The sequence below is a fragment of the Sphingomonas sp. DG1-23 genome, from assembly GCF_030730875.1.
Taxonomy (GTDB): Bacteria; Pseudomonadota; Alphaproteobacteria; order Sphingomonadales; family Sphingomonadaceae; genus Sphingomonas.
Genome location: NZ_JAVAMA010000001.1, coordinates 469,166 through 495,028, shown reverse-complemented (window position 1 = coordinate 495,028; position 25,863 = coordinate 469,166). Strand labels below are relative to the sequence as shown.

Below are 25,863 nucleotides of genomic sequence, written 5' to 3'. Positions count from 1 at the left end.
CATTGTTCCGCCTGCGCATCGAAGCTTCGCAAATAGCGCGGTTGTGAAGCGCGGCCCAGTGCGGATATGGAGGCGCTACATCATGCCAGCTCCCTTTCCCTGGATCGACGTCGCGATCATCCTCGTGCTGATCGCCATCAACGGCGTCTTCTCGATGTCCGAACTCGCGATCGTCTCCGCGCGCACCGCGCGGCTCGAGGCTTTGGCGCGGACCCATCGCGGCGCCGCGACGGCGATTCGGCTCGCCGCCGATCCGGGCAAGTTCCTCTCGACCGTGCAGATCGGCATCACCCTGATCGGGATCATCGCCGGCGCCTATTCGGGCGCGAGCCTCGGCACGCCGGTCGCCCAGCGCATCGAAGGGCTCGGGCTCGATGCCGAAACTGCTCGGACGGTGGGGATCACGCTGGTGATCGCGATCACCACCTATGCCTCGCTGGTGATCGGCGAGCTGGTGCCCAAGCAGTTCGCCTTGCGCTCGCCCGAGCCGATTGCCGCGGTGATGGCGATCCCGATGCTGTGGCTCAGCCGGATCACTGCGCCGGTGGTGTGGCTGCTCGACAAATCGAGCGCTCTGATCTTCCGGCTGATCGGGCTCAACCGCGAATCGGAGAACCGCGTCACTGCCGAGGAGCTCCATCTGATCGTCGCCGAGGCGTCGCGGTCGGGCGTGATCGAGGAGCATGAGCGCTCGATCATCTCGGGCGTGGTCCGGCTCGCCGATCGGCCGGTGCGCGAAGTGATGACCCCGCGCACCGACGTGGACTGGCTCGACGTCGATCTCGATGCGGCCGGCATCCGCGACGCGTTGCTCGCGACGCCGCACACGCGGCTGCCGGTGGCGGAAGGCTCGGTCGATTCGGTGATCGGCGTGGTCCAGGCGCGCGATATCGCCGCAGCGCTGTTCCGCGGCGAGACGCTCGACCTGCGCCGGCTGATGCGGGTGGCGCCGGTATTGCCCGATCAGGTCGATGCGATGGACGCGCTGGGCGCGCTGCGTCGCGCCGAGGTGCCGATGGGGCTGGTCCATGACGAATATGGCCATTTCGAAGGGATCGTGACGCCTGCCAATCTGCTCGCGGCGATCGCCGGCGATTTCGCGTCGGATGCGGTGCCGGGCGACACGCCGAGCCTCGTGGTGCGCGAGGACGGATCCTTATTGGTGTCGGGCCAGATGCCTGCCGATGCGCTCGCCGAACGGCTCGGCCTCGATCTGCCCGAGGACCGCGACTATGCCACCGTCGCCGGACTGGCGCTCGCGGTGCTCAAGCATCTGCCCGAGGAAGGCGAAGTGTTCGCCGAGCAGGGCTGGCGCTTCGAGATCGTCGACATGGACGGGCGCAAGATCGACAAATTGCTCGTGCGCCAGGCGGACTGATCCCGAGGGGGGAGGTCCGCAAGGAGCGTGATGACGCTACTCCCGTAAGTTACAGCTTGCCGAATACCGCTTCATAGCCCGCCTGATCGCCGCGGGCGAGGAAGCCGGCTTGCTCGATCCAGCGGTCGCGGTGGATGCGGCCCTGGAAACTGCCGAGCTGGGCGTCGAGCGCCTCGGCTTCGGCGGGGCCGAACGCAGCGAGCTGGGCGAAGCTGGTGACGCCGAGCGCGTTCAGCCGTTCGGCGAGCTTCGGGCCGACGCCTTTCATCCGGGTGAGATCGTCGGCGCCGGATGCGCTCGGGGCCGGATCGGACGCGGCGAGCGTCGCGGGCGAAGCGTCGAGCGGCGCGGCGGCGGCGATCGGCTCGTCGGCGAGCGGTGCAGGTTCGGGATCCGGTTCCGGGGCGGCGGCGATGGTCGGGGTATCGGCAATCGGCGGCGGCGGAGGCGCTACCGGAGGAACTGCAATCGGGCGAACCGGCGGGGCGGGCTCGACCGAACCGCCGAGCTCGCCGCGCGCTTCGAGTTCCTGCCGCGCCTGCTGCCGCCGCTTCGCCAGCCGGGTGCCCCAGGCGAGGACGAACAGGGCAAGGAGAATGCCGAGGCCGATCAGCACGAAGGACAGAGTGAGCCAGACCGGTCCACCCTCGATCAGCGGGCCACCCGTCTGCCAGGCCGTATCGTTCATTCACTTGCTCCCGACGCCATGCAGTCACGCAATCTCAACTGCATAGCGCCGGATTCCGCAGCGTCCAGCCGGCTCAGTCGACCGAGGCGACCGAACCTTGTCCCGCGCCGGCGAGGCGGACCAGCCGGGCGAACTCGCTGCGCCAGTAATTGTCGGAAGCCCCGGCGAGCGCGCCGATGTCGCGATAGCCATAGCCATTCAGATATTTGTCGCCGCGCAGCCGCTGGCCGAATGCCGCGACCGACGTGACGAAGGCCATGTCGCCGCGGGGCGCCTGTGCGGTACGCAAAAGGCCGGCCGACACCGGGCGCTCGATCAGCCGCGAATTTGCCTCGCCGGGCAGCTTGTAGCGCAATTTCACGTTCGCGAACTCATTGGCGGTAGTGGGGGCAACGGCAGGGCGATTGCCCTCGTAACGCCGCTCGGGCGTCCAGCCGGCGGCGCCTGCCGGGACGACCTCGTACAATGCCGTCACCTGATGCCCCGCGCCGATATCGCCGGCGTCGACGGTGTCGTTGGCGAAATCCTCCTCGGCGAGCGCGCGATTCTCATAGCCGATCAGGCGGTACTGGCTGACTTGTACCGGGTTGAACTCGACCTGGACCTTGACGTCTTTCGCGATGGTGAAAAGCGTCGCGCTGAGCTCGTCGTCGAGCACCTTCTGCGCCTCCATCGCGCTGTCGATATAGGCATAGTTGCCGTTGCCGACATCGGCGATGCGCTCCATCATCGCTTCGTTGTAATTGCCCGTGCCGAAGCCCAGCGTGGTCAGCGTGATGCCGTCGTCGCGGTTCTTCCTGACCAGTTCCTCCAGCACCTTGTTGTCGCTGATTCCGACGTTGAAATCGCCGTCGGTGGCGAGGAAGATGCGGTTGATCCCGCCTTCGAGATAGTTCGCCCGCGCGACCGAATAGGCCAATTTGATGCCGTCGCCGCCCGCGGTCGACCCGCCCGCGTCGAGGCATTCGAGCGCGGCCTTCACATATTCCTTCTTGTGGGTGGGCTCGAGCACCACGCCCGCCGCGCCGGCATAGACGACGATCGACACCCGGTCCTTCGCGGTCAGCCGATCGGCGAGCATGGTCAGCGCGCGCTTGACGAGGGGCAATTTGTCTTCGCTCGACATCGATCCCGAAACATCGACGAGGAAGACGAGATTGGCCGGCGGGCGGCCTGCCGCGTTCACGTCATAGCCGCGCAGCCCGATGCGGAGCAGCCGGGTGTCGGGGTTCCACGGCGTGGCGGCGACATCGGTGGTGATGCTGAACGGCGCCTCGCGCGAATCGGGGCGCGGATAATCGTAGCGGAAATAGTTGATCATCTCCTCGGTGCGCAGAGCCGCGGCGGGCACGTCCTGTCCCTGGGTCAGGAAGCGGCGGACATTCGCATAGGCGCCGGTGTCGACATCGACCGAGAAGGTCGAGACCGGGTTGGCGAGCACTTGCTGGATCGCGGCGACTTCCTTGCCGTCATAGCGCTCGGTGTTGCCGGGCGCGCCATAGGGGGCAGGGGCGATCGCGACGCCGGGCAGGCGGCGCAGCGCCTGCGCCTTCACTTCGGCGACAGGCGGCGCGTAAGCGGGCGCGGGCATCGGCTCGGACGGTGGCGGCGGCGCCATCATCGGTGGCGGCGGCGCGATCGGCATGGGCGGCGGGGCATAGCGCGTTGCGGCACTGTGGCGGATTCCACTCACCACGACCGACGATTCGCGCACGCAGCGCACCGGCGAGTGCCGATCCTGCCCGACGGCGGGCGGGATTGCCTTGGGCGGCGGCGGGGCGGCGGACGTGAGCAGGACGGCGGAACAACCGAGCATCAACGCGGAACGCGACATGTCTTTCTCCCCATGGTTGCCGACCGCTGGCGGGCCGTTGCGACGATAATTGCGCCGGCTGGATGACCGGCGGATGAACGGTGATGATATTCTATATCATTAAGGTTGCAAGGGTTCAGTGGGACCGACCGCACGGTCATTCCCACTGAACCCTCACCCATCGCCAGACCTTCGGTCCGTCTCCCCCTCTCCCGCAAGCGGGAGAGGGGACGGCGCACGCGGGAGAGGGAAAGAAAAAGGGCCGGAGGATCGCTCCGGCCCTTTCCTGTTCTGCCTAAAGCCTCAGTGCGTACCGGGCACCGGAGGATCGAGTTCCTCATAGGCTTCGTGCTCGGGCACATCGATGATCCCGCGGCCGACATGGCTGCGGCTGCGGCTGTAACCGAAATAGACGAGCAGCCCGATCGCCGCCCAGATCAGGAAGAGGATGATGCTCTTGTGATCGAGGCTGATGAACAGATAGACGCAGCCGAGGATCGCGAGCGGCGCAGTGACAAACACCGCCGGGGTGCGGAATGGCCGCTTGCGGTTGGGTTCGGTGCGGCGGATCACCATCACCGCGATCGAGACCGCGGCAAAGGCGAACAAGGTGCCCGAGTTCGAGATGTTGGCGAGCTGACCGACCGGGAAGAAGGCCGCGAACAGCGCCACCGCGACGCCCGTGATGATCGTGATCACGTGCGGCGTGTTGAACTTCGGGTGGATCTTCGAAAAGGCCTGCGGGAGCAGACCGTCGCGGCTCATCACGAAGAAGATGCGGGTCTGGCCGAACATCATCATCAGGATGACCGACGGCAGCGCCAGCCCGGCGGCGAGGCCGAGCAGGTTGCCGATCTGCGGCCAGCCGATCTCGCGCAGGGTGAACGCCAGCGCTTCCTTCGAGCAGACCACGTCCTTGAGGCCCTCCGCAGCGCGCGCGGCGCACTGTGCGGCGAGTTCGCGGCTGCCTGGCTCGAGTGCGATGCCGCCGGCGGTCACCGGCTGGGTGGAAAGGCCCGGCGCGCCGATCACGCCGGCGGCGACGAGGATGTAGAAGATCGTGCAGATGCCGAGCGAACCGATCAGGCCGATCGGCATGTTGCGCTGCGGGTTCTTGGTCTCCTCGGCCGCAGTCGAGACCGCGTCGAAGCCGACATAAGCGAAGAAGATGGAAGCCGCCGCCATCGAGATGCCGATGAAGCCGGTGGGGGCGAAGGGCGAGAATTGTTCGCTGTTCATCACCGGGATCGCCAGCACGATGAACACGGTGAGCGCAGTCACCTTGATCGTGACGAGGATCGCGTTGATCGTCGCGCTCTCCTTGGTGCCGATCACCAGCAGCCAGGTGACGAGGCCGGCGATGAACATTGCGGGCAAGTTGATCAGCCCGCCGTCGAGCGGCCCGAGCACCAAGGTATCGGGTATGTCGATACTGAACGTATGTTCGATCAGACCCACGACATAGCCCGACCAGCCGACCGACACCGCGCCGGCGGCGACGGCATATTCGAGGATCAGCGCCCAGCCGACCATCCACGCGATCAGCTCGCCCATCACCGCGTAGCTATAGGTGTAGGCCGAGCCCGAGACCGGGACCATCGACGCCATCTCGGCATAGCAGAGCGCTGCGAAGGCGCAGACCACGCCGGCGATGATGAACGAGACCATCATGCCGGGGCCGGCCTTTTGCGCAGCCTCGGCGGTGAGAACGAAGATGCCGGTGCCGATCACTGCGCCGATGCCGAGCATCGTCAACTGGAAGGCGCCGAGCGAGCGATGAAGCGATTTCTTCTCGGCGGTCGCGAGGATCGCGTCGAGAGGTTTTACGCGCCCGAATATCATTGAGTGGTCCCCTTCGCGGCGCCGGTTCGCGCCGCCCGTATTTGAAAGGCGCGAGCCTAGCCGCAAAAGCCGTGCGCGCAATCCCTTAGTGCGGCAGCTCAGCGCGCGAGCATCGGCCCCAATGGGCGGCCGGCGAAGATGTGCACATGGAGGTGCGGTACCTCCTGATGGGCATCCGGTCCGACATTGGCGAGCAGCCGGTAGCCGGGCTCGACCATCCCCGCCGCGCGCGCGACCTGCCCGACCGCGCGGACGAAGCCGGCGATCTCGGCGTCCGAGCCCTTGGCGGCGAAATCGTCCCAGCTGACATAGGCGCCTTTGGGGATCACGAGGATGTGCTGCGGCGCCTGCGGATTGATGTCGTGAAAGGCGAGGGCGTGATCGTCCTCATAGACCCTGTTCGACGGGATCTCGCCGCGCAGGATCCTGGCGAAGATGTTCTGGTCGTCATAGGGCCGGGTGGCGTCGATGGGCATGCAATTCCCCTCCCGCTTGCGGGAGGGATTAGGGGGAGGGGTAGCCTCCGGTCCCGCATCGCTGGTGCGAGGCAATGCCTTCCCCCGGCCTCTCCCGCAAGCGGGAGGGGAGCGCATTATCGCGCGCGGCTCGCCTTTTCGTCGATTCCCGACACGCCTTCGCGGCGGGCGAGCTCGGCGCGGACATGGTCGAGGCTGAGCCCCGCGTCGGCGAGCAGCACCGCGAGGTGGAAGATCAGGTCGGCGGCTTCCCCGGTCAGCGCAGCCTTGTCGTCCTCGATCGCGGCGATCACCGTCTCGACGGCTTCCTCGCCGAGCTTCTGGGCGATCTTGGCGCGACCCTTGGCGGTCAGCCGGGCGACATAGGAGCTGTCCGGATCGCCGCCCCGGCGTTCGCGGATCACAGCTTCGAGCGCGTCGAGAATATCTGCCATGCCGTTCCGGCTGCGGGAGCGGGACGCGGCTGTCAATCCTTGGGGGCGTTGCGGCGGAAACGCGCACGCAGCCGGCTGCGCACGAACCATATTCCGAACGCGGCGCACGCGAACAATGCGAGGTCGGAGAGCTCGGGCATCGAACGCGATCCTGCGACGCCGCTATGCGCGGTGGCGAGGGCCGGCGTCGCGATCAGCAGAACAAGGGCGATGCGGAACATATGGGAGGTGTAGCCCGGCCGAGTTGGCGAACGGTTAAGCTCTATTTCGTCACCCCGGCCTTTTGCCGGGGGCCACGCATCCGCGAAAGCTGGACAAGAGCTTCGAGGACATCTCCAGCCGCACCGTGGGCCCCGGAACAAGGCCGGGGTGACGACTAGTTTTGGCTGCGTACCGAAATCCCCGCAGCCGCCAGCGCGGCATGCGCGTCGGCGATGCTGGCCTCGCCGAAATGGAAGATCGATGCCGCGAGCACTGCGCTGGCATGGCCATCGCGGATTCCCGCGACCAGATGCCCGAGATTGCCGACTCCGCCCGATGCCACCACCGGGACGGTCACCCGATCGGCGATCGTGCGGATCAGTTCGAGGTCATAGCCGTCGCGGGTGCCGTCGCGGTCCATCGATGTGACGAGCAATTCGCCTGCGCCCAGTTCGGCGAGGCGGAGCGCATGGGCGACGGCGTCGATCCCGGTCTCGCGGCGGCCGCCATGGGTGAAGACTTCCCAGCGGCCCTCTGCGACCCTGCGGGCATCGACCGAGGCGACGACGCATTGGCTGCCCATCCGCTCGGCGATCTCGCCGACGATCTCGGGACGCAACACCGCCGCCGAGTTGACGGCGACCTTGTCGGCCCCGGCGAGCAGCAATGCGCGGGCATCCTCGACCCCGCGCACGCCGCCGCCGACGGTCAATGGCATGAAGCAGACCTCGGCGGTGCGGCGAACGACGTCGAGGATCGTCCCGCGCGCCTCGTGGCTGGCGGTGATGTCGAGGAAGCAGAGCTCGTCGGCGCCGGCGGCGTCATAGGCGCGCGCCTGCTCGACCGGATCGCCGGCGTCGATCAGGTCGACGAAATTGACGCCTTTGACGACGCGGCCGTTGGCGACGTCGAGGCAGGGGATGATTCGGGCCCGGACGGTCATCCTGGGAAAGCTCCAAATCCGTTCGTTTCGAGCGAAGTCGAGAAACCGGGACTGGGCGTGGCTTGGCCGTTTCTCGACTTCGCTCGAAACGAACGGAGAGAGAGGATCACGCCGCCACCTCGATCGCCTCGGCCAGATCGAGCCGGCCGTCGTACAGCGCCCGTCCGGTGATCACGCCTTCGACGCCATCTGCGACATGGGGTCGCAATGCATGGATGTCGCCGATATCGGTCACGCCGCCGCTGGCGATCACCGGGATCCTCACTGCGCGGGCGAGCGCCACCGTCGCCTCGACATTGCAGCCCTTGAGCAATCCGTCGCGGCCGACATCGGTGAACAACAGGGCCGCAACCCCGGCATCCTCGAACCGCCGGGCGAGATCGACCACCGACACGTCCGAGACATCGGCCCAGCCATGCGTCGCGACCATGCCGTCGCGGGCGTCGACCGCCACCACGATCCGGCCGGGATATTCGCGCGCGGCTTCGCGGACGAGGTCGGGATTCTCCAAAGCCGCGGTGCCGATCACCACGCGCGCGACGCCGAGATCGAGCCAGCGCGCGATCGATTCGCGGTTGCGGATACCGCCGCCCAGCTGGACCTTGCCGCCGAAGCGCGCGAGGATTCCCGCCACCGCTGCGCCGTTGATCGACTCACCCGCGAACGCACCGTCTAGATCGACGACGTGGAGCCATTCGGCGCCGGCGGTCGCGAAGATCTCGGCCTGCGCGGCGGGATCGTCGCCATAGATCGTAGCGCGGTCCATATCGCCCTCGGCGAGGCGGACGACCTGCCCGGCCTTGAGGTCGATGGCGGGGAAGAGGATGAGGGGCGACATCAAAATTCCTCCCACAGCTTGCTGGGGGAGGGGGGCCAGCCGCAGGCTGGTGGAGAGGCGGCGGGCGAAGCCCGCCGGCTACGCCGGCCGCCCCTCCACCATCGCTGCGCGATGGTCCCCCTCCCCGAGACGAGCTCGGGGAGGATTTGATCGATCACGGCCGCCATGTGAGGAACCTCTCCAGCAGCGCGATGCCGTAGCGCTGGCTCTTTTCGGGGTGGAACTGGACGCCGGCCAGATTGTCGCGGCCGATCGCGGCGGTGACCGGGACGCCATGTTCGGTGGTGGCGAGGACGTGGTCGCCCTCGAAGGCGAAGCTGTGGAGGAAATAGGCCTCGCCGGGCTCGATCAGCGGATGTTCGCCGACCGGGATCACGTCGTTCCAGCCCATGTGCGGAACGCGTACATCGGGGGAAGGCGGCAAGTGCCGGACCACGCCGGGAATCCAGCCGAGCCCTTCATGCGTGCCGAGCTCCTCGCCGCGGCTCGCCATCAGCTGCATGCCGACGCAGACGCCGAGGAACGGTACGCCTGCGTCCAGCACGCGCTGCTCGAGCGCGGCGATCATCCCGTCGACTTCGCGCAAGCCCCGGGCGCAGGCGCCGAATGCGCCGACGCCGGGCAAGACGATCCGGTCGGCCTTCGTCACTACGTCCGGATCGGCGGTGATGACGAGCCCCTCGGCGCCCGCTGCCTTGAGCGCGTTATGGACCGAATGGAGATTGCCCGCGCCGTAATCGATCAGCGCGACGCTCATCCGGTCAGCGCTTCCAGCCCGGGCGCGGTCATCGTCGGGGTGAATTCGGTGAGCGCGTAATCGGCGACCTGGTGCACTGCGAACGGATCCGCAGCGAGCAAAGCCTCGGCCGCTGCGCGCGTTCCGCGCAGCAGCAGCACTCCGCCGGTCGGCGGCGTCTGGCGGCCCGAGGCGAGCATCGTCCCGTCGGCATAGCGTTCGCGCAGCCATTCGATATGCGCGGCGCGGTGCAGGTCGACCGTCTCGATCGGCACCTTGTAGCTCAGGATCGCGACGATCATCACAGTATTCCCTTGGTGCTCGGGATCGCGTCCGCCTTGCGCGGATCGATCTCGACAGCCTCGCGCAGCGCCCGGGCGAGGCCCTTGAACGCAGCCTCGGCGATATGGTGGTTGTTGCTGCCGTAAAGCGTTTCGACATGGAGCGTCACGCCCGCAGTCTGGGCGAAGCTGTGGAACCAATGCTCGAACATCTCGGTGTCCATCTCGCCGAGGCGCTTCTGGCTGAATTCGGTCTTCCAGACGAGGAAGGGGCGCCCCGAAATGTCGATTGCCACCCGGGTGAGCGTCTCGTCCATCGGCGACAATGCGTCGGCGTAGCGGCGGATGCCCTTCTTGTCGCCGAGCGCCTTCGCCACTGCCTCGCCGATCGCGAGCCCGGTATCCTCGACGGTGTGGTGCTGGTCGATATGGAGGTCGCCCACCGTCTTCACCTCGAGATCGATCAGCGAATGGCGGCTGAGCTGCTCGAGCATATGGTCGAAAAAGCCGATGCCGGTCGAAACCGCATAGGCGCCGGTGCCGTCGAGATTGACGGTTACGTCGACCGAGGTCTCGCTCGTCTTGCGGCTGATCGTGGCGGTGCGCATCGCGCCCCCATAGCGTCCATGCGGTCCCAAGCAAAATAGGCTTGCTTGGGGGCAAGCAGCATACGCTTGACCCGTGGGCACGAGACGCTACCCAAGGCCTATGACCGGTACCGTGCCCGACAGCCTGATTCCCTATGACGAGATCGTCCAGGAGGCGTTGCGTGCCGTGGTCGGCCGCGTGCTCGGCTCGGTCGCCGCGACGCAGGCGCTGCCCGGCGCGCATCATTTCTACATCACCTTCAAGACGCACGCGCCCGGAGTCGACATTCCCCAGCGGCTGATCGAGCGCTTTCCCGACGAGATGACGATCGTCCTCCAGCATCGCTTCTGGGATCTGAAGGTCGACGACGAGAAATTCTCGGTCGGGCTGAGCTTCAACCAGGTCCCTGCGATGCTCAACATCCCGTTCTCGGCGATCACCGGCTTCCACGATCCCGCGGTCAATTTCGAGCTGCGCTTCCAGGCGCAGGACGTGCCCGAGGGGCCCGAGCCGCACGAAGAGGCCGAGAATGACGGCCCGACGATCACGCCGGCGGACGACGGCTCGAACGTCGTCTCGGTGGACTTCAAGCGGAAGAAATAGGCTTCGTCATCCCGGCGCACGCCGGGATCTCGTGCCGCAAAGGCTGCGTCAGCGGCCTGAGGTCCCGACTGTCGCCGGGTGACGGGTGGGGTTGGCGAAAGGGCGTACTTCCTTCTAGAGCGCCTGCAACAGAAGAATCGCCCTTCGACAAGCGCAGGGCGAACGGAGGTTGTGTGACTCAGGAAACCCGCACCGAAACCGATTCGATCGGCGCCATCGAAGTCCCCGCCAACGCCTATTGGGGTGCGCAGACCCAGCGCTCGATCGAGAATTTCCCGTTCGGCGGACAAGAACGGATGCCGCTCGGCATCGTCCACGCCCAGGCGATCGTGAAGCAGGCCGCGGCGCGGGTGAACCGCAAGCACGGGCTCGACGCCAAGCTGGTCGACGCGATCGAGGCCGCGGCGCAGGAGATCGTCGCGGGCAAGCTCGACGATCAGTTCCCGTTGGTGATCTGGCAGACCGGATCGGGCACCCAGACCAACATGAACGTCAACGAAGTGATCGCCGGCCGCGCCAACGAGGTGCTGGGCGGCGCGCGCGGCGGCAAGTCGCCGGTGCATCCCAACGATCACGTCAATATGAGCCAGTCGTCGAACGACAGCTTCCCGACCGCGCTCCACGTCGCCACTGCGATCGCGACGCGCGACGTGCTGCTGCCGGCGCTCGCGCAACTCACCGCCTCGCTGACCGCCAAGGCCGAAGCCTGGGATCACATCGTCAAGATCGGCCGCACCCATACCCAGGACGCGACGCCGCTGACCCTCGGCCAGGAATTCTCCGGCTATGCCGCACAGCTGGTGAGCTGCAAGGCGCGGATCGAGGGCGCGCTGAACGGCAATATCCGCAAGCTCGCGATCGGCGGCACCGCGGTCGGCACCGGGCTCAACGCGCCCGAGGGCTGGGCCGAGGACATGGCCGCGGCGATCAGCGACATCGCCGGCACGGAGTTCGAGCCCGCGCCCAACAAGTTCGAACAGCTTGCCGCCAAGGACGGACTCGTCTTCTTCTCGGGCGCGCTCAACACGCTGGCGGTGGCGCTCAACAAGATCGCCAACGACATCCGTTTCCTCGGCTCTGGCCCGCGCTCGGGCCTTGGCGAGCTGTCGCTGCCGGCCAACGAGCCGGGCAGCTCGATCATGCCGGGCAAGGTCAACCCGACTCAGTGCGAATCGCTGACGATGGTCGCGGCGCAGGTGATCGGCAATCATCAGGCGGTGACCGTTGGCGGAATGCAGGGCCATTTCGAATTGAACGTGTTCATGCCGCTGATCGGCGCCAATGTGCTGCGCTCGATCAGCCTGCTGGCGATCGGCATGACCAGCTTCGCCGAGCGCTGCGTCGACGGCACCGAGGCCAACGAGAAGCAGATCGCCGATCTGGTCGGGCGTTCGCTGATGCTGGTGACGGCGCTGGCGCCGGTGATCGGCTACGACAATTCGGCCAAGATCGCGAAGTACGCGCACGAGAAGGGGCTGACGCTCAAACAGGCCGGGCTCGAGCTGGGCCTGGTCGACGAGGCGACGTTCGACCAATATGTCCGGCCAGAGACGATGGTCGGGCGGTAATCTTATCATTCCTCCCCCAGCTTTGCTGGGGGAGGGGGACCGCCGCGCAGCGGTGGTGGAGGGGGCGTCGGCATAGCCGGTGGACTGCGCCCGCCGCCCCTCCACCAGCTTCGCTGGTCCCCCTCCCCGAGCAAGCTCGGGGAGGAACTTGCTGGCGCTTCAGCCGCTTAGCTCCCGAACATCATCGGGAGCATTCCATGATCGGCAAGGCAATCGCAGGCTGGCTCGGCAACAGGATCGACCGCCGCGACGGCGAGGGCGGCACGCTCGGCGCGCTGGCGGGCGTGGCGGTCTGGGAAGTCGGCAAGCGCGTGGTTCCCGCCGCGCTCGTCCTTGGCGGGATCGCTTATGCGGTGCACCGCTTCTCCCGCGAGGAGGTGCAGGCATGATCCGCAACCTCATCGGCGCGCTGGTCGGCAGCCAGATCGACCGGCGCGACGGCCGCGGCGGATTGAAGGGTGCGGCGCTCGGCTATGTCGCGCAGCGCGCGATTACCCGGATGGGCGCGCCGGGGCTGCTGCTCGCCGGCGGTTATGGGTTGTACCGGCTCGCGAAGGACCGGCGCCGGAAGCGGGACGCGCGCGTCTGACTTGACGGGACCCGAGTCCCCACGCCAGTAGCGCCCATGCCCCATCGCACCGAGAACGATCCGCACAAATTCCGCCGCCGCGGCGTCCTCTTCGTGCTGTCCTCGCCTTCGGGGGCGGGCAAATCGACGATCGCGCGCAAATTGCTCGCAGCGGATCCGTTTCTCGAAATGTCGGTGTCGTACACCACCCGGCCGATGCGCCCGGGCGAAGTCGACGGCGTCGACTATCATTTCGTCGACCTCGAGAAATTCCGCGAGATGGTCGCGAACAACGAATTCCTCGAATGGGCGCACGTCTTCGATCAGCGCTACGGCACCCCGCGCGAGGGCGTGAACAAGATCCTCGCCGCGGGCCGCGACGTCTTGTTCGACATCGACTGGCAGGGCGCGCAGCAGCTCTTCCAGCTCGCAGGCGGCGACGTGGTCCGCGCCTTCATCCTGCCGCCCTCGCTCAAGGAATTGCACGAGCGGCTGCTCCGCCGCGCGACCGATTCGATCGAAGTGATCGACGCCCGCATGGCCCGCGCCACCGCCGAGGTCAGCCACTGGGACGGTTACGACTATGTGCTGGTCAACGACGAAGTCGAGAAATGCTTCGAATCGGTGCACACGATCGTCAAGGCGGAACGGCTGCGGCGCTCGCGGCAGACGGGGCTGATCGGGTTCATCCGGGGGCTGAACAAGTAGCGCGACGGCGCTGCCGGGGCCGGCGCGGGAGGTCCGGTTGACACGGTTGACACGCTGGAGGTTTTGCCGGCGTCGGTTGACACGCTTCAATGCATTGATTGCAAGGAATAGAGCTGAGATGCGGTCGGCACATTAGCACGTGATGCTCCGTCGCGTGCTCCCCTCTACTTTGCCCGCCAGCGCCCCGAGGGACATGTGCTTCAAAGCCCGAAACTGTCGTCCTCCTCGAAGGGAGGATAGACAATTGGTTTATCCCCGAAATATTGCGCTACGATCCGCGTTCTGCGGTCGAGCGGCTCTTCGTCCAGATCAATTTCCTCGGGATAGATGAAGGTTGCCTCGAACCGGCCGTTGCGGACGATATATTCGAGTTCGGCCCAACGCTTCTCGTCTTGCTGCGCTTCCCATAGATCGAGCAGCGCATCGCCCAGCCGATCGAGATCGGGATCGCGATAGAGTATGTGGTTCCCCCTATCCTTGAAGATGGAGGGGCCGACGAAGGCACGCCCTACCTCAGCGTGCAACAGAGTGTTGTCTAGCGGATATTCCGTGTCTTCGGCGAGTAGTTGCCCGATCAGGTTGAGTAATTCCTCAGTCCTATTATTTTCCATTATTTCCTCCCTGCGGCTCGTTCGGGAATTTTTTACTATGCCGTATACCGTCTATCCAAAACCATACGTTGATTGCCGACGGGCGCTGGGACGAGCCTTCATAAACAGGAACAATCTTGACCCGCACATTTTTGCCGAGGCGCTTGGCCCTCGCCCATTGTTCCTCCAGTTTGGCATAGTCACTCTTATTGAAATTCCCATCCTGGGCGAAATGATTGAAAGCTTCGGTCGGCCCGTTGAACCGACGCGCTATATAATGCCCGCCTTGATCACCCGCGCGCCTGTCGGGGCCGCCTGCGGCGCGTTGCGCGGATCGTGAACGTCCCTGAGCGGGATTGAGGCTGATCTCGCCCGACACTCGCCGCGTGCGATTCTGCTCGTCGATCTCATAGAGATACCCATTGCGTGCAACGTGGCGCCATCGATCTTCTGGACTGGTCGGACGTTGGCGGCCGCTGAACCTTCCTTCACGCGACGAACGGCCGTCCTGCACCTCTGGCGGCACTGGCGCTGACCACTCTCCGGCTGCACCGCCGCCGCCAACGCTACCGCCTCCTCCAAGGAAGCCCGCTTCTCTCCTTGGGCTGGATTCCTGGCCTGAAGGGGAGGGCGTGGGACGATCGGACAAGCCGGCGTTGGTTGCATTGGCAGGTACCGGATGGGCGAGCTGGTGCAGATAACGGCGATACTGTTCTTCGATGGCGCGCCGGTATTCGGGAAGGTGGCCGCGTTCGGCCAGTTCCTTGGTCCTCCAAGCCTCCACCTCCTCGCGAGTCGAAATGGAGGGCAGGCGGGGATCATTGACATATTCGATATCTGGAGTGGCCTGGTTCCGCTGATCGCTCCGTCTCGAACTGCCCGGGCCATAATATCGGCCTGCGCCGCTGAACGTAAACTGGCCGTCTTTTGGATCGTGCCACGGATTGAATTTGAACTCGCGCTTTCGCAAGTCCTCACGTAATGGCCAGCGGCCCGTACGCATCCAGACGCTAAAGTCGCGTCGGCGCTGCTCTACTGACATGTTCATAGGTCACCCCGCTCTCAGAGAGGGCGAGAACATTTGAGCAACATTTTCCTACAAGTCAACGGCCGGAGGGCCGGTGGCCAGCGAGGCCATGGAAGATACGTCCAGAATGGAGCGGTTTGGTTTTGGCCTAAACCAGCCCCAGAAACCTTACCGCTGCATCGAACTCCGCCCGCCGCGCCGCGCGGGCCTGCGTCGCGAGCGTGTCCTCGCCCCATTGCTCGGCCTGCCAATCCTCGTCGACATGCGCGGCGTGCCACACCGCTTCGGGCGTCGCGGCGTCCTCGATCAGCGCGAGCGCGGCGACCAGCGATCCGCCGATCGTCACCACCGGCGACAGGCCGGCGAGGCGGTACGGGTCGAGCGCGGCGACGGCCTCGGCCAGCCGCGCGATCGTCGCTTCGGGCTGGGCGCGGTGCATCACGCCGGTCACCGGCTCGAAGTGGATGTCATAGCGGCCGCGCGCCCAGTCGAGCAAAGGGTCCCATGAAGCGGCCTGGCGGTCGACCAGGGCCGCGGGCTCGTCGGCGCGGTAATAGAGCAGGTCGCTCCCGCCATATTTGGCCAGCCCCGCGGCGAAGGCGGCGGGATCGGGGGCGATCCGGTCGATCGCGGCGTTGGCGAGCCCGGTCAGCGGCATCGCGCGCGGATCGAGCGTGTCGCCGACGGCGCGCCATTCCTCGGCGATCGCCTCGGCGAGCGCGCCCGTCGGCACGGCCAGCGCGGCGCGGCCGGGGGTGCGCACCGGCCGGCCGTCGAGCGCGATGCCGTTGCCCGGCTCGACCGTCACGTCTCTCCAGAAACGCTTCACGGCTGTGGGGTCTTCCAGCGTCGCGCCATCGCGCGCGGCACCACCGCCATGACGTACAAAGCCGAGAGAAGGATCGCGCCTCCCAGCACGCTGGTTTCCCAGACGTTCGATCGCCCGGCGACGAGCAGCCCGAGCACTGCGCCCGCGGTCGCGATCAAATTGACTGCCATGATCAGGAAGTAGCGCTTCCGCGCCAGACGGTCGGCGTCGGTCATAGGGCCTCCAGCTGCGCGGGCAGCGCCGCCGCATGCTCGACGACATGGTGCGCGCCCGACTCGCGCAATTCATGCATGGTGTGGTAGCCCCATGCAACACCTACCGCATGCGCCCCGGCCGCGCGCGCCATCAATATGTCGAAGCTGGTGTCGCCGATCATCGCGGTGGTCTCGGGCGCGGCGCCGGCCTCGGCCATCGCGGCGTGGATCATCGAGGGGTGCGGCTTGGAGGGGTGGCGATCGGCGGTCTGCAGCGTGACGAAGCGGCGGGCGAGACCGTGATGCTCGAGGATGTGCCTGAGTCCGCGATCGGACTTGCCGGTGGCGACGCCGAGCAGCCAGCCCTTGGCGTCGAGCGTCTCGATCGCGTCGGCGACGCCGGGGAACAGCGGCTCGGGGTCGAGCGCGCCGCTCGCGCGCATCGCGAAGAAGGCGCGCTTATAGTCCTCGGCCATCGCTTCGTGCTGCCCTGCCTCGGCCGAGGGGAGCAATTGCGCGATGGCGGGGACGAGGCTCAGCCCGACGATCCGGCGGATCGCCGCGCGCGGCGGCGGATCGAGCCGTGAGACGGCGAAGCATTCTTCCATCGCGCGGCAGATATTGACCTGGCTGTCGACGAGGGTCCCGTCGCAATCGAAGAGGGCGAGGCGGTTCATCACAATTCCTCCCCGAGCTTGCTCGGGGAGGGGGACCGCGCGCAACGCGCGTGGTGGAGGGGCCGCCGCGCAGACGGCGGAACCGCTATCGGCGCGCGAGACCCGCGCCTGCGGCGCGGCCCCTCCACCAGCTTCGCTGGTCCCCCTCCCCGAGACGAGCTCGGGGAGGAATTTTGCGTGTGCATCACTTCTTCGGCTTCGTGGGCTTCGTCTCGCCGCGGCCGCGCCGCTCGCCGCGCCGCTCCTTGCGCATGGATTTGGCGTGGGCGCGCCCCTGCGCCTTTTTCTGCTCGCGCGTCATCGGCGGGCGATCGTCGAGCGCATTGGTGTTGCCCAGCGCCATGTCGAAGCCGAGCGTCTTCATCGATTCGGCGAAATGCGCGGGCAATTCGGCGGTGACGTCGATCTTGCCTTCGTCGGGATGATCGATCCGAATTCGCCGCGCGTGAAGGTGCATCTTCCGCGAAATGCCCCCGGTCAGGAACGCCTCTTGCAGCCCGTATTTGCCGTCGCCGACGATCGGGTGGCCGATCGCCGCCATATGGACGCGGAGCTGGTGGGTGCGGCCGGTGAGCGGCTGGAGCTCCACCCAGGCGGTGCGGTTGCCGGCCTGCTCGATCACGCGATAGCGGGTGCGGCTCGGCTGGCCTTCCTTCATGTCGACATGCATCTTCTCGCCGCCGGTGCCGGGCTGCTTGGCGATCGGCAGCTCGATCAGCCCGTCCTCGATGTCGGGCACGCCGACGACGAGCGCCCAATAGAGCTTGCGCGCGCTGCGGCCGGAGAAATGCTTGGAGAAGAAGGCGGCGGCGCGCGCGGTGCGCGCCAGCAGCAGCGCGCCGCTGGTGTCCTTGTCGAGTCGGTGGACCAGCTTGGGACGCCCTTCGGCCTCGAACTGGAGCGCGTCGAGCAGACCGTCGACATGCTCGGTCGTCCTGGTGCCGCCCTGCGTGGCGAGGCCGGGGGGCTTGTTGAGCACGATCGCCTGCGCGTCCTGATGGATCACCATTTCGCGAGCGAAGGCGATCTGGTCGTCGCTGAGCGGCGGCCGATCGGGCCTCGGCCTGGCGGCGCCGGCCTTGGCCGGCTCGGCCGGGGGGACGCGGATCGTCTGACCGGCGGCGATGCGGTCGCCGGGATCGGCGCGCGCACCGTCGACGCGGAGCTGGCCGGTGCGCGCCCAGCGCGAGACGAGGTTGAAGCTGGTGTCGGGAAGATGCCGCTTGAACCAGCGATCGAGCCGGATGCCGTCATCATCCATACCGACGATGAACTGGCGGACGTCGCCGCTCATGCCGCTGCCCTCGCCACGCCGAGCCCCAAAGCGAGCGCCGCGATCGAGCCGACCACCGAGGCGAGGACATAGCCGAGCGCCGTGCCCCAGTCGCCGCGCTCGAGCATCAGCATCGCGTCGAGCGAGAAAGCCGAGAAAGTGGTGAAGCCGCCGAGCACGCCGACGCCGAGCAGCAGCCGCCATTGCTCGCCCGCCGCGCCGAACCGGACCAGGCCGCCGGCAAGCAGGCCCATAAGGAGCCCGCCGATCAGGTTCACGGCGAGCGTGCCCCAGGGATAGTTCGGGCCGAACGCGGCGAGCGTCGCGCGTCCGACGAGATGTCGGCCGCCGGCGCCGAACGCGCCGCCGAGCATGACGAGAAGAAGTGAAGGCATTAGCGGCCGGTAGCGCGGATTGCCTCTCAGGGGAACCGCGCTGTTGATGCGGGTGGCGTCAGCTGCCGTTGTTGGCGACCAGATCCACGTCGGTGCCGCCGTCCTTGCGCGCGGTCAGGAACAGCACATAGGCGCCGTCGTCGCGGTTCCGGGTGCCGCCGAGGATGTGCTGCGCGCCGTCGAGCTGATGCTCCGAACTATATCCGGCGCGCGTCGCTTTGGTGTAATACCAGTCGAGCAGCGCATCGATCGGCTGGGCGGCCGAGAAGCTGACCACGCGCAATGCGCAATTGCCGCCCTGCGCGCCCGCCGCCTCGGTCACCCGCGCCTGCGGATAGAGCGGCAGATCGGCGGGAAGCCGCTGCGCCCAGCGTGCCGAATATTGCAGCGCGCCGGCGCAGCCCCTGATCCGGGCGTTCTTCTGTCGCGCGGCGATTCCGCCGAGCGTGGCTGCCTCGCGCGCCGCCTTGCATTGCGGGCAATCCTTGCCGGCGGCGACCGGCGCCGGAGCCTTCAGCAACCCCGCGGTGTCGACCTTGCTGCCGTTGGCGGCGACCGCGTCGTTCGGGATCCCGCCCGAATAAGGCTGATTCGGCGGCCGGATCGCGTCGGCATTGGCCTGGCGCCCGAGCTGGGGATCGACCATGATCTGGTCCTGCAGCGCGGCGGTCACGGCGGGGTCGGCCGCATTGCCGAGCTCGGCATCGCTCATCATGTTGTTGGCATTGCCCGGCCCGCCACAGCCGGCGAGCGCCAGCGGCAGGAAGACGAACAGGATGAAACCGACGGTGCGGACCATGCGAAAGACGCTCCTTTGACGTCTGCGTCATGCGCCAGCAGGGTTAAGGAAGCGTTGGGGACGAGGCGAAGCGCGCTTTAGCTTGCCAACACACCTCGGGGTCCCCATGTTGCCGGCATGCTGAACATCGTCTCCATCCTGATCGGTTTGCTCGCCGGATTGTTCGCGCTGGTCGGGATCATCCCGTTCCCGCTGGTGCCCTTGCTCAACTGGATCGCGTTTCCGCTCGCTTTGGTCGGCACGGTGATCGGCATGCTGTCGAGCAGCAATGCCGGGCGCAACCTCAATTTGCTGATCCTGCTGGTCAGCGGGCTGCGGCTTTTCCTCACCGGTGGGCTGATCTAGGGCACCGTATAGGCCGAGCAATCGGGCAGCGGCGCATCGGGCGCATAGCCGCCCGCGGCGGCATCGAAGCGAAATCGTCGTGAGAAGCTGCATTCGGGATCGCGCTCCCGAACGAGGTCCGATTTCTTCAGCCGCGGTTTGGCGTTGGAATCCTCCATCCGCGAAACCCCACGCGGGAAAGCGTTCGCCTCGCTGCGATAGGCGAGCGTCGGCAGGCCTTCCGCCGCTTCACCGGCCAGACCGAGGTCGCCTGAATAGCTGTATTCGTCGTGGCAGGCACCGCGCCGATTCTTCATGTCGCGTTCGCCGAAACAGGCGCGGATCAACAACGACGCGGCGACAGGAACCCGCAGCACGGGCGTCGCTGCAGCTTGCCCGTCCGTGGAAATGCGGAACAGCCGCAGCTCGGTGGCGCTGCCGCCGCCTCCCGAATAGGCAGTGCTCGTTCGCGCCTCGACCCCGGCCAGAAAGCCGCCGTCCTTCAGCAGGACCAGGTTGGGCCACACCGTATGTGTTTCGTTCGAGAATTCCTCGGCGGGCGGCGGCATGGGCGTAGAGACGGCGCCGGCGTGGACGCGCGGCAAGACCTGATCGTCCTCCGGCTCGGCCAGCGCGACGCACCAGCGCCCGTTCGGCGTGCAAGACCGCCCCTGCGCCGACACCAAAGGCACGAGCCGATCCCCCGCGGCATCGACCGAATTTTGCGGAAGCAGCATCATGGCGAGGAAGAAACTGACGGACATCGGTGCTCCGGGTCGAACCTTGAACCTCGTATTCGAGCATTGCGGCCGACAAAAGAAAAGGCCCGACGCCGAAGCGCCGGGCCTCTCTCGCCTGCGTGGCAGAGACGTTTAGCGGCAGCGCACGTTGCCGCGGTCGACCGACGAACCCAGCGCCGCACCTGCGGCTGCACCGAGCAACGTGCCGAGCGTCGCGTTGCGGCCGTTCGACAGGGTGTTGCCGAGAAGGCCACCGGCGACGCCGCCGACGATCAGACCGGTCGTGCCGTCCGAACGACGGCAATAATAGCGCCCGTCATTGCCGCGATAGATGCGGTCGTTCCGGCTCAGGCGGCGCTCGCGATAGTAACGCCCGTCGCGATAATATTGGTCCGCATAATAGGCGTTCTGTCCGCGGGGCAGGCGGTTGTAGTCATAGTTGCGATACTGGCGCCAATCGCGGCTGTCGCGGCGATATTCGCGCTGGGCCTGCTGCATCTCGCGGCGGCATTCGCGCATTTCGCGCTCGCGTTCGCGGCGGCTGTCGGCGCGGCGCAGCTCGCGGTTACAGTCGCGCTGGGCCTCGCGCACATTTTCGCGATATTCCTGGCGGGGGGTCTGCGCCATGGCGGGGAGGGCCGGAATGGCCACGGCGGCGATTGCCGCTGCAAAAAGCATACGCATGGGATCTGCTCCTGATTATTATTTGGTTGCAGGTACCGATCCAAACGTATCGACGCGCTCCCCGGTTGCGTGAATGCGAAACTACCCGTCGTTCATGTCAGGGACATATGGCCCGCCGCTCAAAAACGGCGGTCGCCCGGATAAGCGAGGAGCAGGTCGCTTCCCGTTTCCGCATGCAGATCGCATGCCCCCTCCAGCGTCACGCACTCGCCGGCACGAAAGGCCACGCCGTCGACCACGCCGGCGCCGGCGAGCGGAACGAGCCAGCCGCTCGCGCCTTCGGGCAATGCGAATTTATGATGGCCGCCTTCGAGGCGTTCGAGCACGAATTTGGGCCCTTCGACGAGGATGTTGCGATCCTCGGCCACTTTGCCCGGCATCGGATGCGGCACGTACGGGACCGGATCGGAGACGGCGACGCCGTCGTCCAGATGCAATTCGCGCGGGCGACCATAATCGTAGAGCCGATAGGTCGTCTCGCTGTTCTGCTGGACCTCGACCAGCGTGATGCCGGCGCCGATCGCATGGACCGTGCCCGACGCCGAATAGAAGAAGTCCCCGGCCTTGACCGGCTTCCAGTCGAGCAAATCCTCGATCGATCCGTCGAGCGCGGCGGCGCGCAGCGTCTCGCGATCGACCGGCCGCCTGGTGCCGAGCGCGATCGTCGAATCGGGCTCGGCGTCGAGGATCACCCAGCATTCGTCCTTGCCGCGGGGCAGCCCCTTGGCCTGCGCCTGTTCGTCGTTCGGATGGACCTGCACCGACAATTTCTCGCTGGTGAACAGATATTTGATCAACAGGTCGGGCGTGGCATTGCCCGGGGTCTTGAACCAGATCTCGCCCACCGGCTCCTGATCGGGCGCGGGATCGGCGAACCCCGGCCACAGGGTGTGGCGCCCCCAAGGTTTTTCGACACGATGGGTGGCGAGAAGCGTCGCGGTCACTCAAATTCTCCGGTTCGGATGCGCAATGAATTGTGCAACGCACCAATGCCGCCAACCGATCCGCTGCGCCAGCCCAATTGCGGGCGCGTGTCTGCCCGCCACAAAGACGCCGCGAAAAGGATTGTTTGACGCCACCCCGCTCGGCTAAGACCCCCTGCATATGCGTACTCCCTTTGCTCGCGCGCTCGCGCTCGCCCTTGTCCCGGTGCTTGCCTTCTCGGTCGCCGGTTGCGCCAAGCGCGGCCCGCGCTCGGATCTTCCTTATGTCGCGCGCGACGTCGGCACGCTCTACAGCGCCGGCAAGGAACGGCTCGACCAGCGCCAGTACAAGCTCGCCGCGGCGCTGTTCGACGAAGTCGAGCGCCAGCATCCCTATTCGGTATGGGCGCGCCGCGCGCAGCTGATGGGCGCGTTCAGCTACTATCTGAACCAGGATTATTCGCAGTCGATCGCTTCGGCGCAGCGCTTCCTCGCGGTCCATCCGGGCAATCGCGACGCGCCTTATGCCTATTATCTGATCGCGCTCAGCTATTACGAGCAGGTCGCCGACGTGACCCGCGACCAGAAGATCACCCAGCAGGCGCTCGATTCGCTCGGCGAACTGACCCGCCGCTATCCGAACACCCGCTATGCCGCCGATGCGCGGCTCAAGATCGATCTGGTCCGCGATCATCTCGCCGGCAAGGAAATGGAGATCGGCCGCTTCTACGAGGGCCGCGGCCAGTGGCTCGCCGCGACGATGCGCTTCCGCAACGTCGTCGAGAATTACCAGATGACCACGCATGTGCCCGAGGCGCTGTTGCGGCTGACCGAGAGCTACCTGTCGCTGGGCATGCCGAGCGAGGCGCAGAAGGCGGCGGCAGTGCTCGGCGCCAATTATCCGGGCACCGACTGGTACAAGCGCGCGTACGACCTGATGCAGGACAATCAGGACAAGCTCGCCAAGGCGCAGACCGCCGCGAGCTGATGCTCGCTAGCGCTTCCGTTCTCTCTCCGTTCCTGCGATAGGGGCGGCGCATGCTGACCGCGCTTTCCATCCGCGACGTGGTGCTGATCGAGACGCTCGACCTCGAGTTCGGCGAGGGGCTGGGCGTACTGACCGGCGAGACCGGCGCGGGCAAGTCGATCCTGCTCGATGCTTTGGGGCTGGCGCTGGGCGCGCGCGGCGAGAGCGGACTGGTGCGCCAGGGATCTGGCCAGGCCGTCGTCACCGCCAGCTTCGAGGCTCCGGAGCGCGACGGCGCGATCGCCAATCTGATGGCGCAGAACGGGCTCGACCTCGAACCCGGCGAGCCCTTGCTCGTCCGCCGCATCGTCAAGTCCGACGGTGGCAGCCGTGCCTTCGTCAACGATCAGCCGGCATCGGCAGGCCTCCTGCGCGAGCTCGCCCCGCATCTCGTCGAGATCCATGGCCAGCATGATGATCGCGGCCTGCTCAATCCGCGCGGGCATCGCAGCTTGCTCGACAGTTTCGGCCGGCTCGATGCCGGGCCCGTCGCCGTGGCGCATCGCATCTGGCGCGACGCCGAGAATGCGCTCGCAGTGGCGCGCGCCGAGCAGGACGTCGCCGAGCGCGACCGCGAATGGCTCGGCCACGCCGTGACCGAGCTGCGCGCGCTCGCCCCCGAGCCGGGCGAGGAGGAGCGTCTCGCGATACGCCGGGCGACGATGCAGCGCGGCGAAAAGGTCGCCGGCGAACTCCAGTCGGTCGCGCAATTGCTCGAAGGATCGGAGGGCGGACTGAGCCAGCTTCGTCAGGCCGCGCGCATCCTCGAACGGATTGCCGACAGCCATGATGCGCTCGCCGAGGCGCTAGCGGCGATCGACCGCGCGATCAACGAAGGCGCCGAGGCGCAGGACCGGATCGACGCGGCGGCGGAAGCGCTCGCTTTCGATCCCGGCGCGCTCGAAGCCGACGAGTCCCGGCTGTTCGAGCTGCGGGGGCTGGCGCGCAAGCACCGGGTCCAGCCCGACGACCTGCCGGCCTTGCTCGAGGAACTGGCCGCCCGGCTCGACCGGGTGGAGAGCGGCGGCGCGGGGATCGCGCGGCTCGAACTCGCAACGGCGGAAGCGCATCGCGTCTATCGCGAGGCGGCGCGAACGCTGTCGGAAGCGCGCAGCCTCGCCGCCACGCGGCTCGATGTCGCGGTAGAGACCGAGCTCAAGCCCTTGAAGCTCGACGCCGCACGCTTCCGGACGATCGTCGAGCCGCTCGACGAGAATGCCTGGTCGCCCGCGGGGATGGACCGGGTCGAGTTTGCGGTCTCGACCAATCCGGGCGCGCCGTTCGCGCCGCTGATCAAGATCGCCAGCGGCGGCGAACTGTCGCGCTTCATCCTCGCATTGAAGGTTGCGCTGGCCGAGGAAGGCGGCGCCGGCACGCTGATCTTCGACGAGATCGATCGCGGCGTCGGCGGCGCGGTGGCGAGCGCGATCGGCGACCGCCTCGCCCGGCTCGCCTCGACCGCGCAGGTCCTCGTGGTGACGCACAGTCCGCAGGTCGCGGCGCGCGGCGCACAGCATCTGCTCATCGCCAAGAGCCATGACGGCGTGGTCACCCGCACCGGCGTGACCCCGCTCGACGCCGGACAGCGCCGCGAGGAGATCGCGCGGATGCTGTCGGGTGCGGAGATCACGCCCGAAGCGCGGGCGCAGGCGGAGCGGCTGCTCGCCGCATGAGGCGAAGCTGTTCTAGGTTATCCAGTCAGGATGGCATTGCGCGGACCACGCGCCTCGCCCGCCGCGAAGGACGCAGAAAGAACCGTAACCGAAGCCCGGTTCCTGGAACGACACCTCCACCACTGCCAGCCGCATATCACCGGAGAAGATCGGACTGCTGAACGACACCTTCATCTGGTGGCCTTCATAATCCTTCGCAGGCATGGGCCTGGCCTGCCAAAGGCACAGGGCGCGAAATCCTTTTTCCCGATGCATCCCCTGATGCGCCACGAGATCCGCAACTTCGCCTTTCGAAAGCGTGGTGCGGGCGATGAAATCCGGGACGAACTTCTCGAGCGCAAGCTCCCGCCACGAAGGTTGAACGTCCACCGGGCTGGCCGGCACCCTGCTCTCGATCGCGGCCGCATAGGCGACTTCCAACACGCCGCAAATGTCCGGTGCGGGCGAAGCCGAAAGGAGGAAAGGTGCGATCATGCTGCGAGCTTGTCGTGATTATAGCGCGATTCATGGCGACAATATGAGTCCCAAATCGACGATTTCTGAACCCCGGTTCAGCCTGATCCCGCTTTTGCGACAAAATGCGACACAAAAGCCCGGACGATGGGACACTTGCGTGACGCGCGCGTTTGATAACGCCCTTCGACCGCAGCCGCGGTCCCGTTCAAAAGGAGAGTAACATGCAGAAGTTCACGCTCATGCTCGCCGGCCTCGGCATCGCCGCCGCGGCTGTCCCCGCCACCGCCATCGCCGCCCCGGCGCCGCACGCCGCGAGCTATCAGGCCGGCTGGCAGAACATCAACGCACGCCAGGCGCGGCTCGACGCCCGCATCAATCAGGGCATCCGCTCGGGTGCGCTGTCGCGGGCCGAGGCGACCCGGCTGCGCGGCGAGTTCCGTGCGCTGTCCCGGCTCGAAGCGCGCTATCGGGCAACCCGCCCGGGGCTGACTCTCGCCGAACGCCGCGACCTCGACCGCCGCTTCGATGCGCTCTCGGCGCGGATCCGCATCGAGAAGCACGACCGCAACGGCCGCCGCGGCCGCTAA

The 25,863-nt window shown here is 66.8% G+C and carries 33 protein-coding genes; 10 read left to right on the top strand and 23 right to left on the bottom strand.

The annotated features are described in order from the left end of the window. Positions 1–82: 82 nt before the first annotated feature. Positions 83–1,378 (top strand): hemolysin family protein, encoded by a 1,296-nt coding sequence (locus Q9Q95_RS02225; RefSeq protein ID WP_306093428.1) that lies wholly within the window; start codon positions 83–85, stop codon positions 1,376–1,378. Positions 1,379–1,427: 49 nt separating this feature from the next. On the opposite strand, the gene Q9Q95_RS02220 is transcribed toward Q9Q95_RS02225, so the two are convergent. The 11 genes from Q9Q95_RS02220 to hisB all read right to left on the bottom strand — a co-directional run bounded on the left by Q9Q95_RS02220 (position 1,428) and on the right by hisB (position 10,238). Further along, a complete protein-coding gene (locus tag Q9Q95_RS02220) occupies positions 1,428–2,066 on the bottom strand; it encodes a hypothetical protein (protein WP_306093427.1) in 639 nt (212 codons plus the stop codon). Between the two features lie 73 nt (positions 2,067–2,139). Then, positions 2,140–3,900, bottom strand: coding sequence for a VWA domain-containing protein (locus Q9Q95_RS02215; protein ID WP_306093426.1), 1,761 nt, complete (start codon positions 3,898–3,900; stop codon positions 2,140–2,142). Positions 3,901–4,182: 282 nt separating this feature from the next. Further along, a complete protein-coding gene (locus Q9Q95_RS02210) occupies positions 4,183–5,721 on the bottom strand; it encodes an amino acid permease (RefSeq protein WP_306093425.1) in 1,539 nt (512 codons plus the stop codon). Between the two features lie 98 nt (positions 5,722–5,819). Continuing rightward, positions 5,820–6,197, bottom strand: coding sequence for a histidine triad nucleotide-binding protein (locus Q9Q95_RS02205; protein ID WP_306093424.1), 378 nt, complete (start codon positions 6,195–6,197; stop codon positions 5,820–5,822). 116 nt (positions 6,198–6,313) lie between these two features. Next, entirely contained in the window at positions 6,314–6,631 is a 318-nt protein-coding gene (locus Q9Q95_RS02200; RefSeq protein ID WP_306093423.1) for a phosphoribosyl-ATP diphosphatase, read from the bottom strand. A gap of 32 nt (positions 6,632–6,663) precedes the next feature. Continuing rightward, positions 6,664–6,852, bottom strand: coding sequence for a hypothetical protein (locus tag Q9Q95_RS02195; protein WP_306093422.1), 189 nt, complete (start codon positions 6,850–6,852; stop codon positions 6,664–6,666). A gap of 155 nt (positions 6,853–7,007) precedes the next feature. After that, positions 7,008–7,775, bottom strand: a complete 768-nt coding sequence (gene hisF, locus Q9Q95_RS02190) for an imidazole glycerol phosphate synthase subunit HisF (RefSeq protein ID WP_306093421.1) — start codon at positions 7,773–7,775, stop codon at positions 7,008–7,010. 106 nt (positions 7,776–7,881) lie between these two features. Then, complete coding sequence (gene hisA / locus Q9Q95_RS02185) at positions 7,882–8,613, bottom strand: 1-(5-phosphoribosyl)-5-[(5-phosphoribosylamino)methylideneamino]imidazole-4-carboxamide isomerase (RefSeq protein WP_306093420.1); 732 nt, start codon at positions 8,611–8,613, stop codon at positions 7,882–7,884. A 154-nt stretch (positions 8,614–8,767) separates the two neighbouring features. After that, on the bottom strand, positions 8,768–9,370 hold the full coding sequence (gene hisH, locus Q9Q95_RS02180; RefSeq protein WP_306093419.1) for an imidazole glycerol phosphate synthase subunit HisH: 603 nt from the start codon (positions 9,368–9,370) through the stop codon (positions 8,768–8,770). Continuing rightward, complete coding sequence (locus tag Q9Q95_RS02175) at positions 9,367–9,651, bottom strand: YciI family protein (RefSeq protein ID WP_306093418.1); 285 nt, start codon at positions 9,649–9,651, stop codon at positions 9,367–9,369. Before Q9Q95_RS02175 ends, hisH begins: the two co-directional genes overlap by 4 nt. Beyond that, complete coding sequence (gene hisB, locus Q9Q95_RS02170) at positions 9,651–10,238, bottom strand: imidazoleglycerol-phosphate dehydratase HisB (RefSeq protein ID WP_306093417.1); 588 nt, start codon at positions 10,236–10,238, stop codon at positions 9,651–9,653. Before hisB ends, Q9Q95_RS02175 begins: the two co-directional genes overlap by 1 nt. Before the next feature lie 100 nt (positions 10,239–10,338). Between hisB and Q9Q95_RS02165 the strand changes: the two genes are divergently transcribed. The 5 genes from Q9Q95_RS02165 (at position 10,339) to gmk (ending at position 13,665) form a co-directional block, all read left to right on the top strand. Beyond that, on the top strand, positions 10,339–10,821 hold the full coding sequence (locus Q9Q95_RS02165) for an SspB family protein (RefSeq protein ID WP_306093416.1): 483 nt from the start codon (positions 10,339–10,341) through the stop codon (positions 10,819–10,821). A gap of 173 nt (positions 10,822–10,994) precedes the next feature. Beyond that, positions 10,995–12,389 (top strand): class II fumarate hydratase, encoded by a 1,395-nt coding sequence (gene fumC, locus Q9Q95_RS02160; protein ID WP_306093415.1) that lies wholly within the window; start codon positions 10,995–10,997, stop codon positions 12,387–12,389. Positions 12,390–12,586: 197 nt separating this feature from the next. Further along, complete coding sequence (locus tag Q9Q95_RS02155; protein ID WP_306093414.1) at positions 12,587–12,778, top strand: hypothetical protein; 192 nt, start codon at positions 12,587–12,589, stop codon at positions 12,776–12,778. Further along, positions 12,775–12,978 carry a hypothetical protein gene (locus Q9Q95_RS02150; protein ID WP_306093413.1) on the top strand — a complete coding sequence of 68 codons (204 nt, stop codon included), beginning with the start codon at positions 12,775–12,777 and terminating at the stop codon, positions 12,976–12,978. The genes Q9Q95_RS02155 and Q9Q95_RS02150 overlap by 4 nt, the downstream gene beginning before the upstream one ends. A gap of 36 nt (positions 12,979–13,014) precedes the next feature. Beyond that, entirely contained in the window at positions 13,015–13,665 is a 651-nt protein-coding gene (gene gmk, locus Q9Q95_RS02145) for a guanylate kinase (RefSeq protein ID WP_306093412.1), read from the top strand. A 200-nt stretch (positions 13,666–13,865) separates the two neighbouring features. Here the strand turns inward: gmk and Q9Q95_RS02140 are convergent, their stop codons facing one another. From Q9Q95_RS02140 to Q9Q95_RS02105, 8 genes are all read right to left on the bottom strand, one after another. Continuing rightward, the gene (locus tag Q9Q95_RS02140; protein WP_306093411.1) at positions 13,866–14,276 is read right to left on the bottom strand and encodes a hypothetical protein; all 411 of its coding nucleotides are present in this window, start codon (positions 14,274–14,276) and stop codon (positions 13,866–13,868) included. Beyond that, positions 14,266–15,303 carry a DNA/RNA non-specific endonuclease gene (locus tag Q9Q95_RS02135; RefSeq protein ID WP_306093410.1) on the bottom strand — a complete coding sequence of 346 codons (1,038 nt, stop codon included), beginning with the start codon at positions 15,301–15,303 and terminating at the stop codon, positions 14,266–14,268. Before Q9Q95_RS02135 ends, Q9Q95_RS02140 begins: the two co-directional genes overlap by 11 nt. 127 nt (positions 15,304–15,430) lie before the next feature. Then, positions 15,431–16,111, bottom strand: coding sequence for an ATP12 family chaperone protein (locus Q9Q95_RS02130; protein WP_306093409.1), 681 nt, complete (start codon positions 16,109–16,111; stop codon positions 15,431–15,433). Beyond that, on the bottom strand, positions 16,108–16,326 hold the full coding sequence (locus Q9Q95_RS02125; RefSeq protein WP_306093408.1) for a hypothetical protein: 219 nt from the start codon (positions 16,324–16,326) through the stop codon (positions 16,108–16,110). Before Q9Q95_RS02125 ends, Q9Q95_RS02130 begins: the two co-directional genes overlap by 4 nt. Further along, positions 16,323–16,982 carry an HAD-IA family hydrolase gene (locus Q9Q95_RS02120; RefSeq protein WP_306093407.1) on the bottom strand — a complete coding sequence of 220 codons (660 nt, stop codon included), beginning with the start codon at positions 16,980–16,982 and terminating at the stop codon, positions 16,323–16,325. Before Q9Q95_RS02120 ends, Q9Q95_RS02125 begins: the two co-directional genes overlap by 4 nt. Before the next feature lie 184 nt (positions 16,983–17,166). Continuing rightward, positions 17,167–18,276 carry an RluA family pseudouridine synthase gene (locus Q9Q95_RS02115; RefSeq protein ID WP_306093406.1) on the bottom strand — a complete coding sequence of 370 codons (1,110 nt, stop codon included), beginning with the start codon at positions 18,274–18,276 and terminating at the stop codon, positions 17,167–17,169. Next, a complete protein-coding gene (gene crcB, locus Q9Q95_RS02110) occupies positions 18,273–18,650 on the bottom strand; it encodes a fluoride efflux transporter CrcB (RefSeq protein ID WP_306093405.1) in 378 nt (125 codons plus the stop codon). Before crcB ends, Q9Q95_RS02115 begins: the two co-directional genes overlap by 4 nt. 58 nt (positions 18,651–18,708) lie before the next feature. Then, complete coding sequence (locus Q9Q95_RS02105) at positions 18,709–19,449, bottom strand: hypothetical protein (RefSeq protein WP_306093404.1); 741 nt, start codon at positions 19,447–19,449, stop codon at positions 18,709–18,711. A 117-nt stretch (positions 19,450–19,566) separates the two neighbouring features. Here Q9Q95_RS02105 and Q9Q95_RS02100 point away from each other — a divergent pair, with 117 nt between their 5' ends. Continuing rightward, positions 19,567–19,794 (top strand): hypothetical protein, encoded by a 228-nt coding sequence (locus tag Q9Q95_RS02100; protein ID WP_306093403.1) that lies wholly within the window; start codon positions 19,567–19,569, stop codon positions 19,792–19,794. Here the strand turns inward: Q9Q95_RS02100 and Q9Q95_RS02095 are convergent. The 3 genes from Q9Q95_RS02095 to Q9Q95_RS02085 form a co-directional block, all read right to left on the bottom strand. Beyond that, positions 19,791–20,537, bottom strand: coding sequence for a hypothetical protein (locus Q9Q95_RS02095; protein ID WP_306093402.1), 747 nt, complete (start codon positions 20,535–20,537; stop codon positions 19,791–19,793). The two genes, Q9Q95_RS02100 and Q9Q95_RS02095, sit on opposite strands and share 4 nt — an antisense overlap. Before the next feature lie 108 nt (positions 20,538–20,645). Then, positions 20,646–21,197 (bottom strand): glycine zipper 2TM domain-containing protein, encoded by a 552-nt coding sequence (locus tag Q9Q95_RS02090; protein ID WP_306093401.1) that lies wholly within the window; start codon positions 21,195–21,197, stop codon positions 20,646–20,648. A gap of 119 nt (positions 21,198–21,316) precedes the next feature. Then, complete coding sequence (locus tag Q9Q95_RS02085) at positions 21,317–22,141, bottom strand: class I mannose-6-phosphate isomerase (RefSeq protein WP_306093400.1); 825 nt, start codon at positions 22,139–22,141, stop codon at positions 21,317–21,319. A gap of 160 nt (positions 22,142–22,301) precedes the next feature. Between Q9Q95_RS02085 and Q9Q95_RS02080 the strand changes: the two genes are divergently transcribed. Then, the gene (locus Q9Q95_RS02080) at positions 22,302–23,108 is read left to right on the top strand and encodes an outer membrane protein assembly factor BamD (RefSeq protein WP_306093399.1); all 807 of its coding nucleotides are present in this window, start codon (positions 22,302–22,304) and stop codon (positions 23,106–23,108) included. A 50-nt stretch (positions 23,109–23,158) separates the two neighbouring features. Continuing rightward, a complete protein-coding gene (gene recN / locus Q9Q95_RS02075; protein WP_306093398.1) occupies positions 23,159–24,820 on the top strand; it encodes a DNA repair protein RecN in 1,662 nt (553 codons plus the stop codon). A 12-nt stretch (positions 24,821–24,832) separates the two neighbouring features. On the opposite strand, the gene Q9Q95_RS02070 is transcribed toward recN, so the two are convergent. Further along, on the bottom strand, positions 24,833–25,294 hold the full coding sequence (locus Q9Q95_RS02070; RefSeq protein ID WP_306093397.1) for a hypothetical protein: 462 nt from the start codon (positions 25,292–25,294) through the stop codon (positions 24,833–24,835). A 203-nt stretch (positions 25,295–25,497) separates the two neighbouring features. Between Q9Q95_RS02070 and Q9Q95_RS02065 the strand changes: the two genes are divergently transcribed. Then, on the top strand, positions 25,498–25,863 hold the full coding sequence (locus Q9Q95_RS02065; RefSeq protein ID WP_306093396.1) for a hypothetical protein: 366 nt from the start codon (positions 25,498–25,500) through the stop codon (positions 25,861–25,863).

What these genes read in the sequence shown, in the direction of transcription:
- Q9Q95_RS02070 (WP_306093397.1), bottom strand. Translation starts at nt 25,294, where the DNA reads ATGATCGCACCTTTCCTCCTTTCGGCTTCGCCCGCACCGGACATTTGC.
- Q9Q95_RS02115 (WP_306093406.1), bottom strand. Translation starts at nt 18,276, where the DNA reads ATGAGCGGCGACGTCCGCCAGTTCATCGTCGGTATGGATGATGACGGC.
- Q9Q95_RS02220 (WP_306093427.1), bottom strand. Translation starts at nt 2,066, where the DNA reads ATGAACGATACGGCCTGGCAGACGGGTGGCCCGCTGATCGAGGGTGGA.
- Q9Q95_RS02080 (WP_306093399.1), top strand. Translation starts at nt 22,302, where the DNA reads ATGCGTACTCCCTTTGCTCGCGCGCTCGCGCTCGCCCTTGTCCCGGTG.
- gmk (WP_306093412.1), top strand. Translation starts at nt 13,015, where the DNA reads ATGCCCCATCGCACCGAGAACGATCCGCACAAATTCCGCCGCCGCGGC.
- Q9Q95_RS02215 (WP_306093426.1), bottom strand. Translation starts at nt 3,900, where the DNA reads ATGTCGCGTTCCGCGTTGATGCTCGGTTGTTCCGCCGTCCTGCTCACG.
- Q9Q95_RS02100 (WP_306093403.1), top strand. Translation starts at nt 19,567, where the DNA reads ATGCTGAACATCGTCTCCATCCTGATCGGTTTGCTCGCCGGATTGTTC.
- Q9Q95_RS02175 (WP_306093418.1), bottom strand. Translation starts at nt 9,651, where the DNA reads ATGATCGTCGCGATCCTGAGCTACAAGGTGCCGATCGAGACGGTCGAC.
- hisF (WP_306093421.1), bottom strand. Translation starts at nt 7,775, where the DNA reads ATGACCGTCCGGGCCCGAATCATCCCCTGCCTCGACGTCGCCAACGGC.
- hisH (WP_306093419.1), bottom strand. Translation starts at nt 9,370, where the DNA reads ATGAGCGTCGCGCTGATCGATTACGGCGCGGGCAATCTCCATTCGGTC.
- recN (WP_306093398.1), top strand. Translation starts at nt 23,159, where the DNA reads ATGCTGACCGCGCTTTCCATCCGCGACGTGGTGCTGATCGAGACGCTC.
- Q9Q95_RS02210 (WP_306093425.1), bottom strand. Translation starts at nt 5,721, where the DNA reads ATGATATTCGGGCGCGTAAAACCTCTCGACGCGATCCTCGCGACCGCC.
- Q9Q95_RS02205 (WP_306093424.1), bottom strand. Translation starts at nt 6,197, where the DNA reads ATGCCCATCGACGCCACCCGGCCCTATGACGACCAGAACATCTTCGCC.
- hisB (WP_306093417.1), bottom strand. Translation starts at nt 10,238, where the DNA reads ATGCGCACCGCCACGATCAGCCGCAAGACGAGCGAGACCTCGGTCGAC.
- Q9Q95_RS02195 (WP_306093422.1), bottom strand. Translation starts at nt 6,852, where the DNA reads ATGTTCCGCATCGCCCTTGTTCTGCTGATCGCGACGCCGGCCCTCGCC.
- Q9Q95_RS02135 (WP_306093410.1), bottom strand. Translation starts at nt 15,303, where the DNA reads ATGAACATGTCAGTAGAGCAGCGCCGACGCGACTTTAGCGTCTGGATG.
- Q9Q95_RS02165 (WP_306093416.1), top strand. Translation starts at nt 10,339, where the DNA reads ATGACCGGTACCGTGCCCGACAGCCTGATTCCCTATGACGAGATCGTC.
- crcB (WP_306093405.1), bottom strand. Translation starts at nt 18,650, where the DNA reads ATGCCTTCACTTCTTCTCGTCATGCTCGGCGGCGCGTTCGGCGCCGGC.
- Q9Q95_RS02200 (WP_306093423.1), bottom strand. Translation starts at nt 6,631, where the DNA reads ATGGCAGATATTCTCGACGCGCTCGAAGCTGTGATCCGCGAACGCCGG.
- Q9Q95_RS02105 (WP_306093404.1), bottom strand. Translation starts at nt 19,449, where the DNA reads ATGGTCCGCACCGTCGGTTTCATCCTGTTCGTCTTCCTGCCGCTGGCG.
- Q9Q95_RS02225 (WP_306093428.1), top strand. Translation starts at nt 83, where the DNA reads ATGCCAGCTCCCTTTCCCTGGATCGACGTCGCGATCATCCTCGTGCTG.
- Q9Q95_RS02150 (WP_306093413.1), top strand. Translation starts at nt 12,775, where the DNA reads ATGATCCGCAACCTCATCGGCGCGCTGGTCGGCAGCCAGATCGACCGG.
- Q9Q95_RS02120 (WP_306093407.1), bottom strand. Translation starts at nt 16,982, where the DNA reads ATGAACCGCCTCGCCCTCTTCGATTGCGACGGGACCCTCGTCGACAGC.
- Q9Q95_RS02140 (WP_306093411.1), bottom strand. Translation starts at nt 14,276, where the DNA reads ATGGAAAATAATAGGACTGAGGAATTACTCAACCTGATCGGGCAACTA.
- Q9Q95_RS02155 (WP_306093414.1), top strand. Translation starts at nt 12,587, where the DNA reads ATGATCGGCAAGGCAATCGCAGGCTGGCTCGGCAACAGGATCGACCGC.
- Q9Q95_RS02090 (WP_306093401.1), bottom strand. Translation starts at nt 21,197, where the DNA reads ATGCGTATGCTTTTTGCAGCGGCAATCGCCGCCGTGGCCATTCCGGCC.
- hisA (WP_306093420.1), bottom strand. Translation starts at nt 8,613, where the DNA reads ATGTCGCCCCTCATCCTCTTCCCCGCCATCGACCTCAAGGCCGGGCAG.
- Q9Q95_RS02065 (WP_306093396.1), top strand. Translation starts at nt 25,498, where the DNA reads ATGCAGAAGTTCACGCTCATGCTCGCCGGCCTCGGCATCGCCGCCGCG.
- Q9Q95_RS02125 (WP_306093408.1), bottom strand. Translation starts at nt 16,326, where the DNA reads ATGACCGACGCCGACCGTCTGGCGCGGAAGCGCTACTTCCTGATCATG.
- Q9Q95_RS02095 (WP_306093402.1), bottom strand. Translation starts at nt 20,537, where the DNA reads ATGTCCGTCAGTTTCTTCCTCGCCATGATGCTGCTTCCGCAAAATTCG.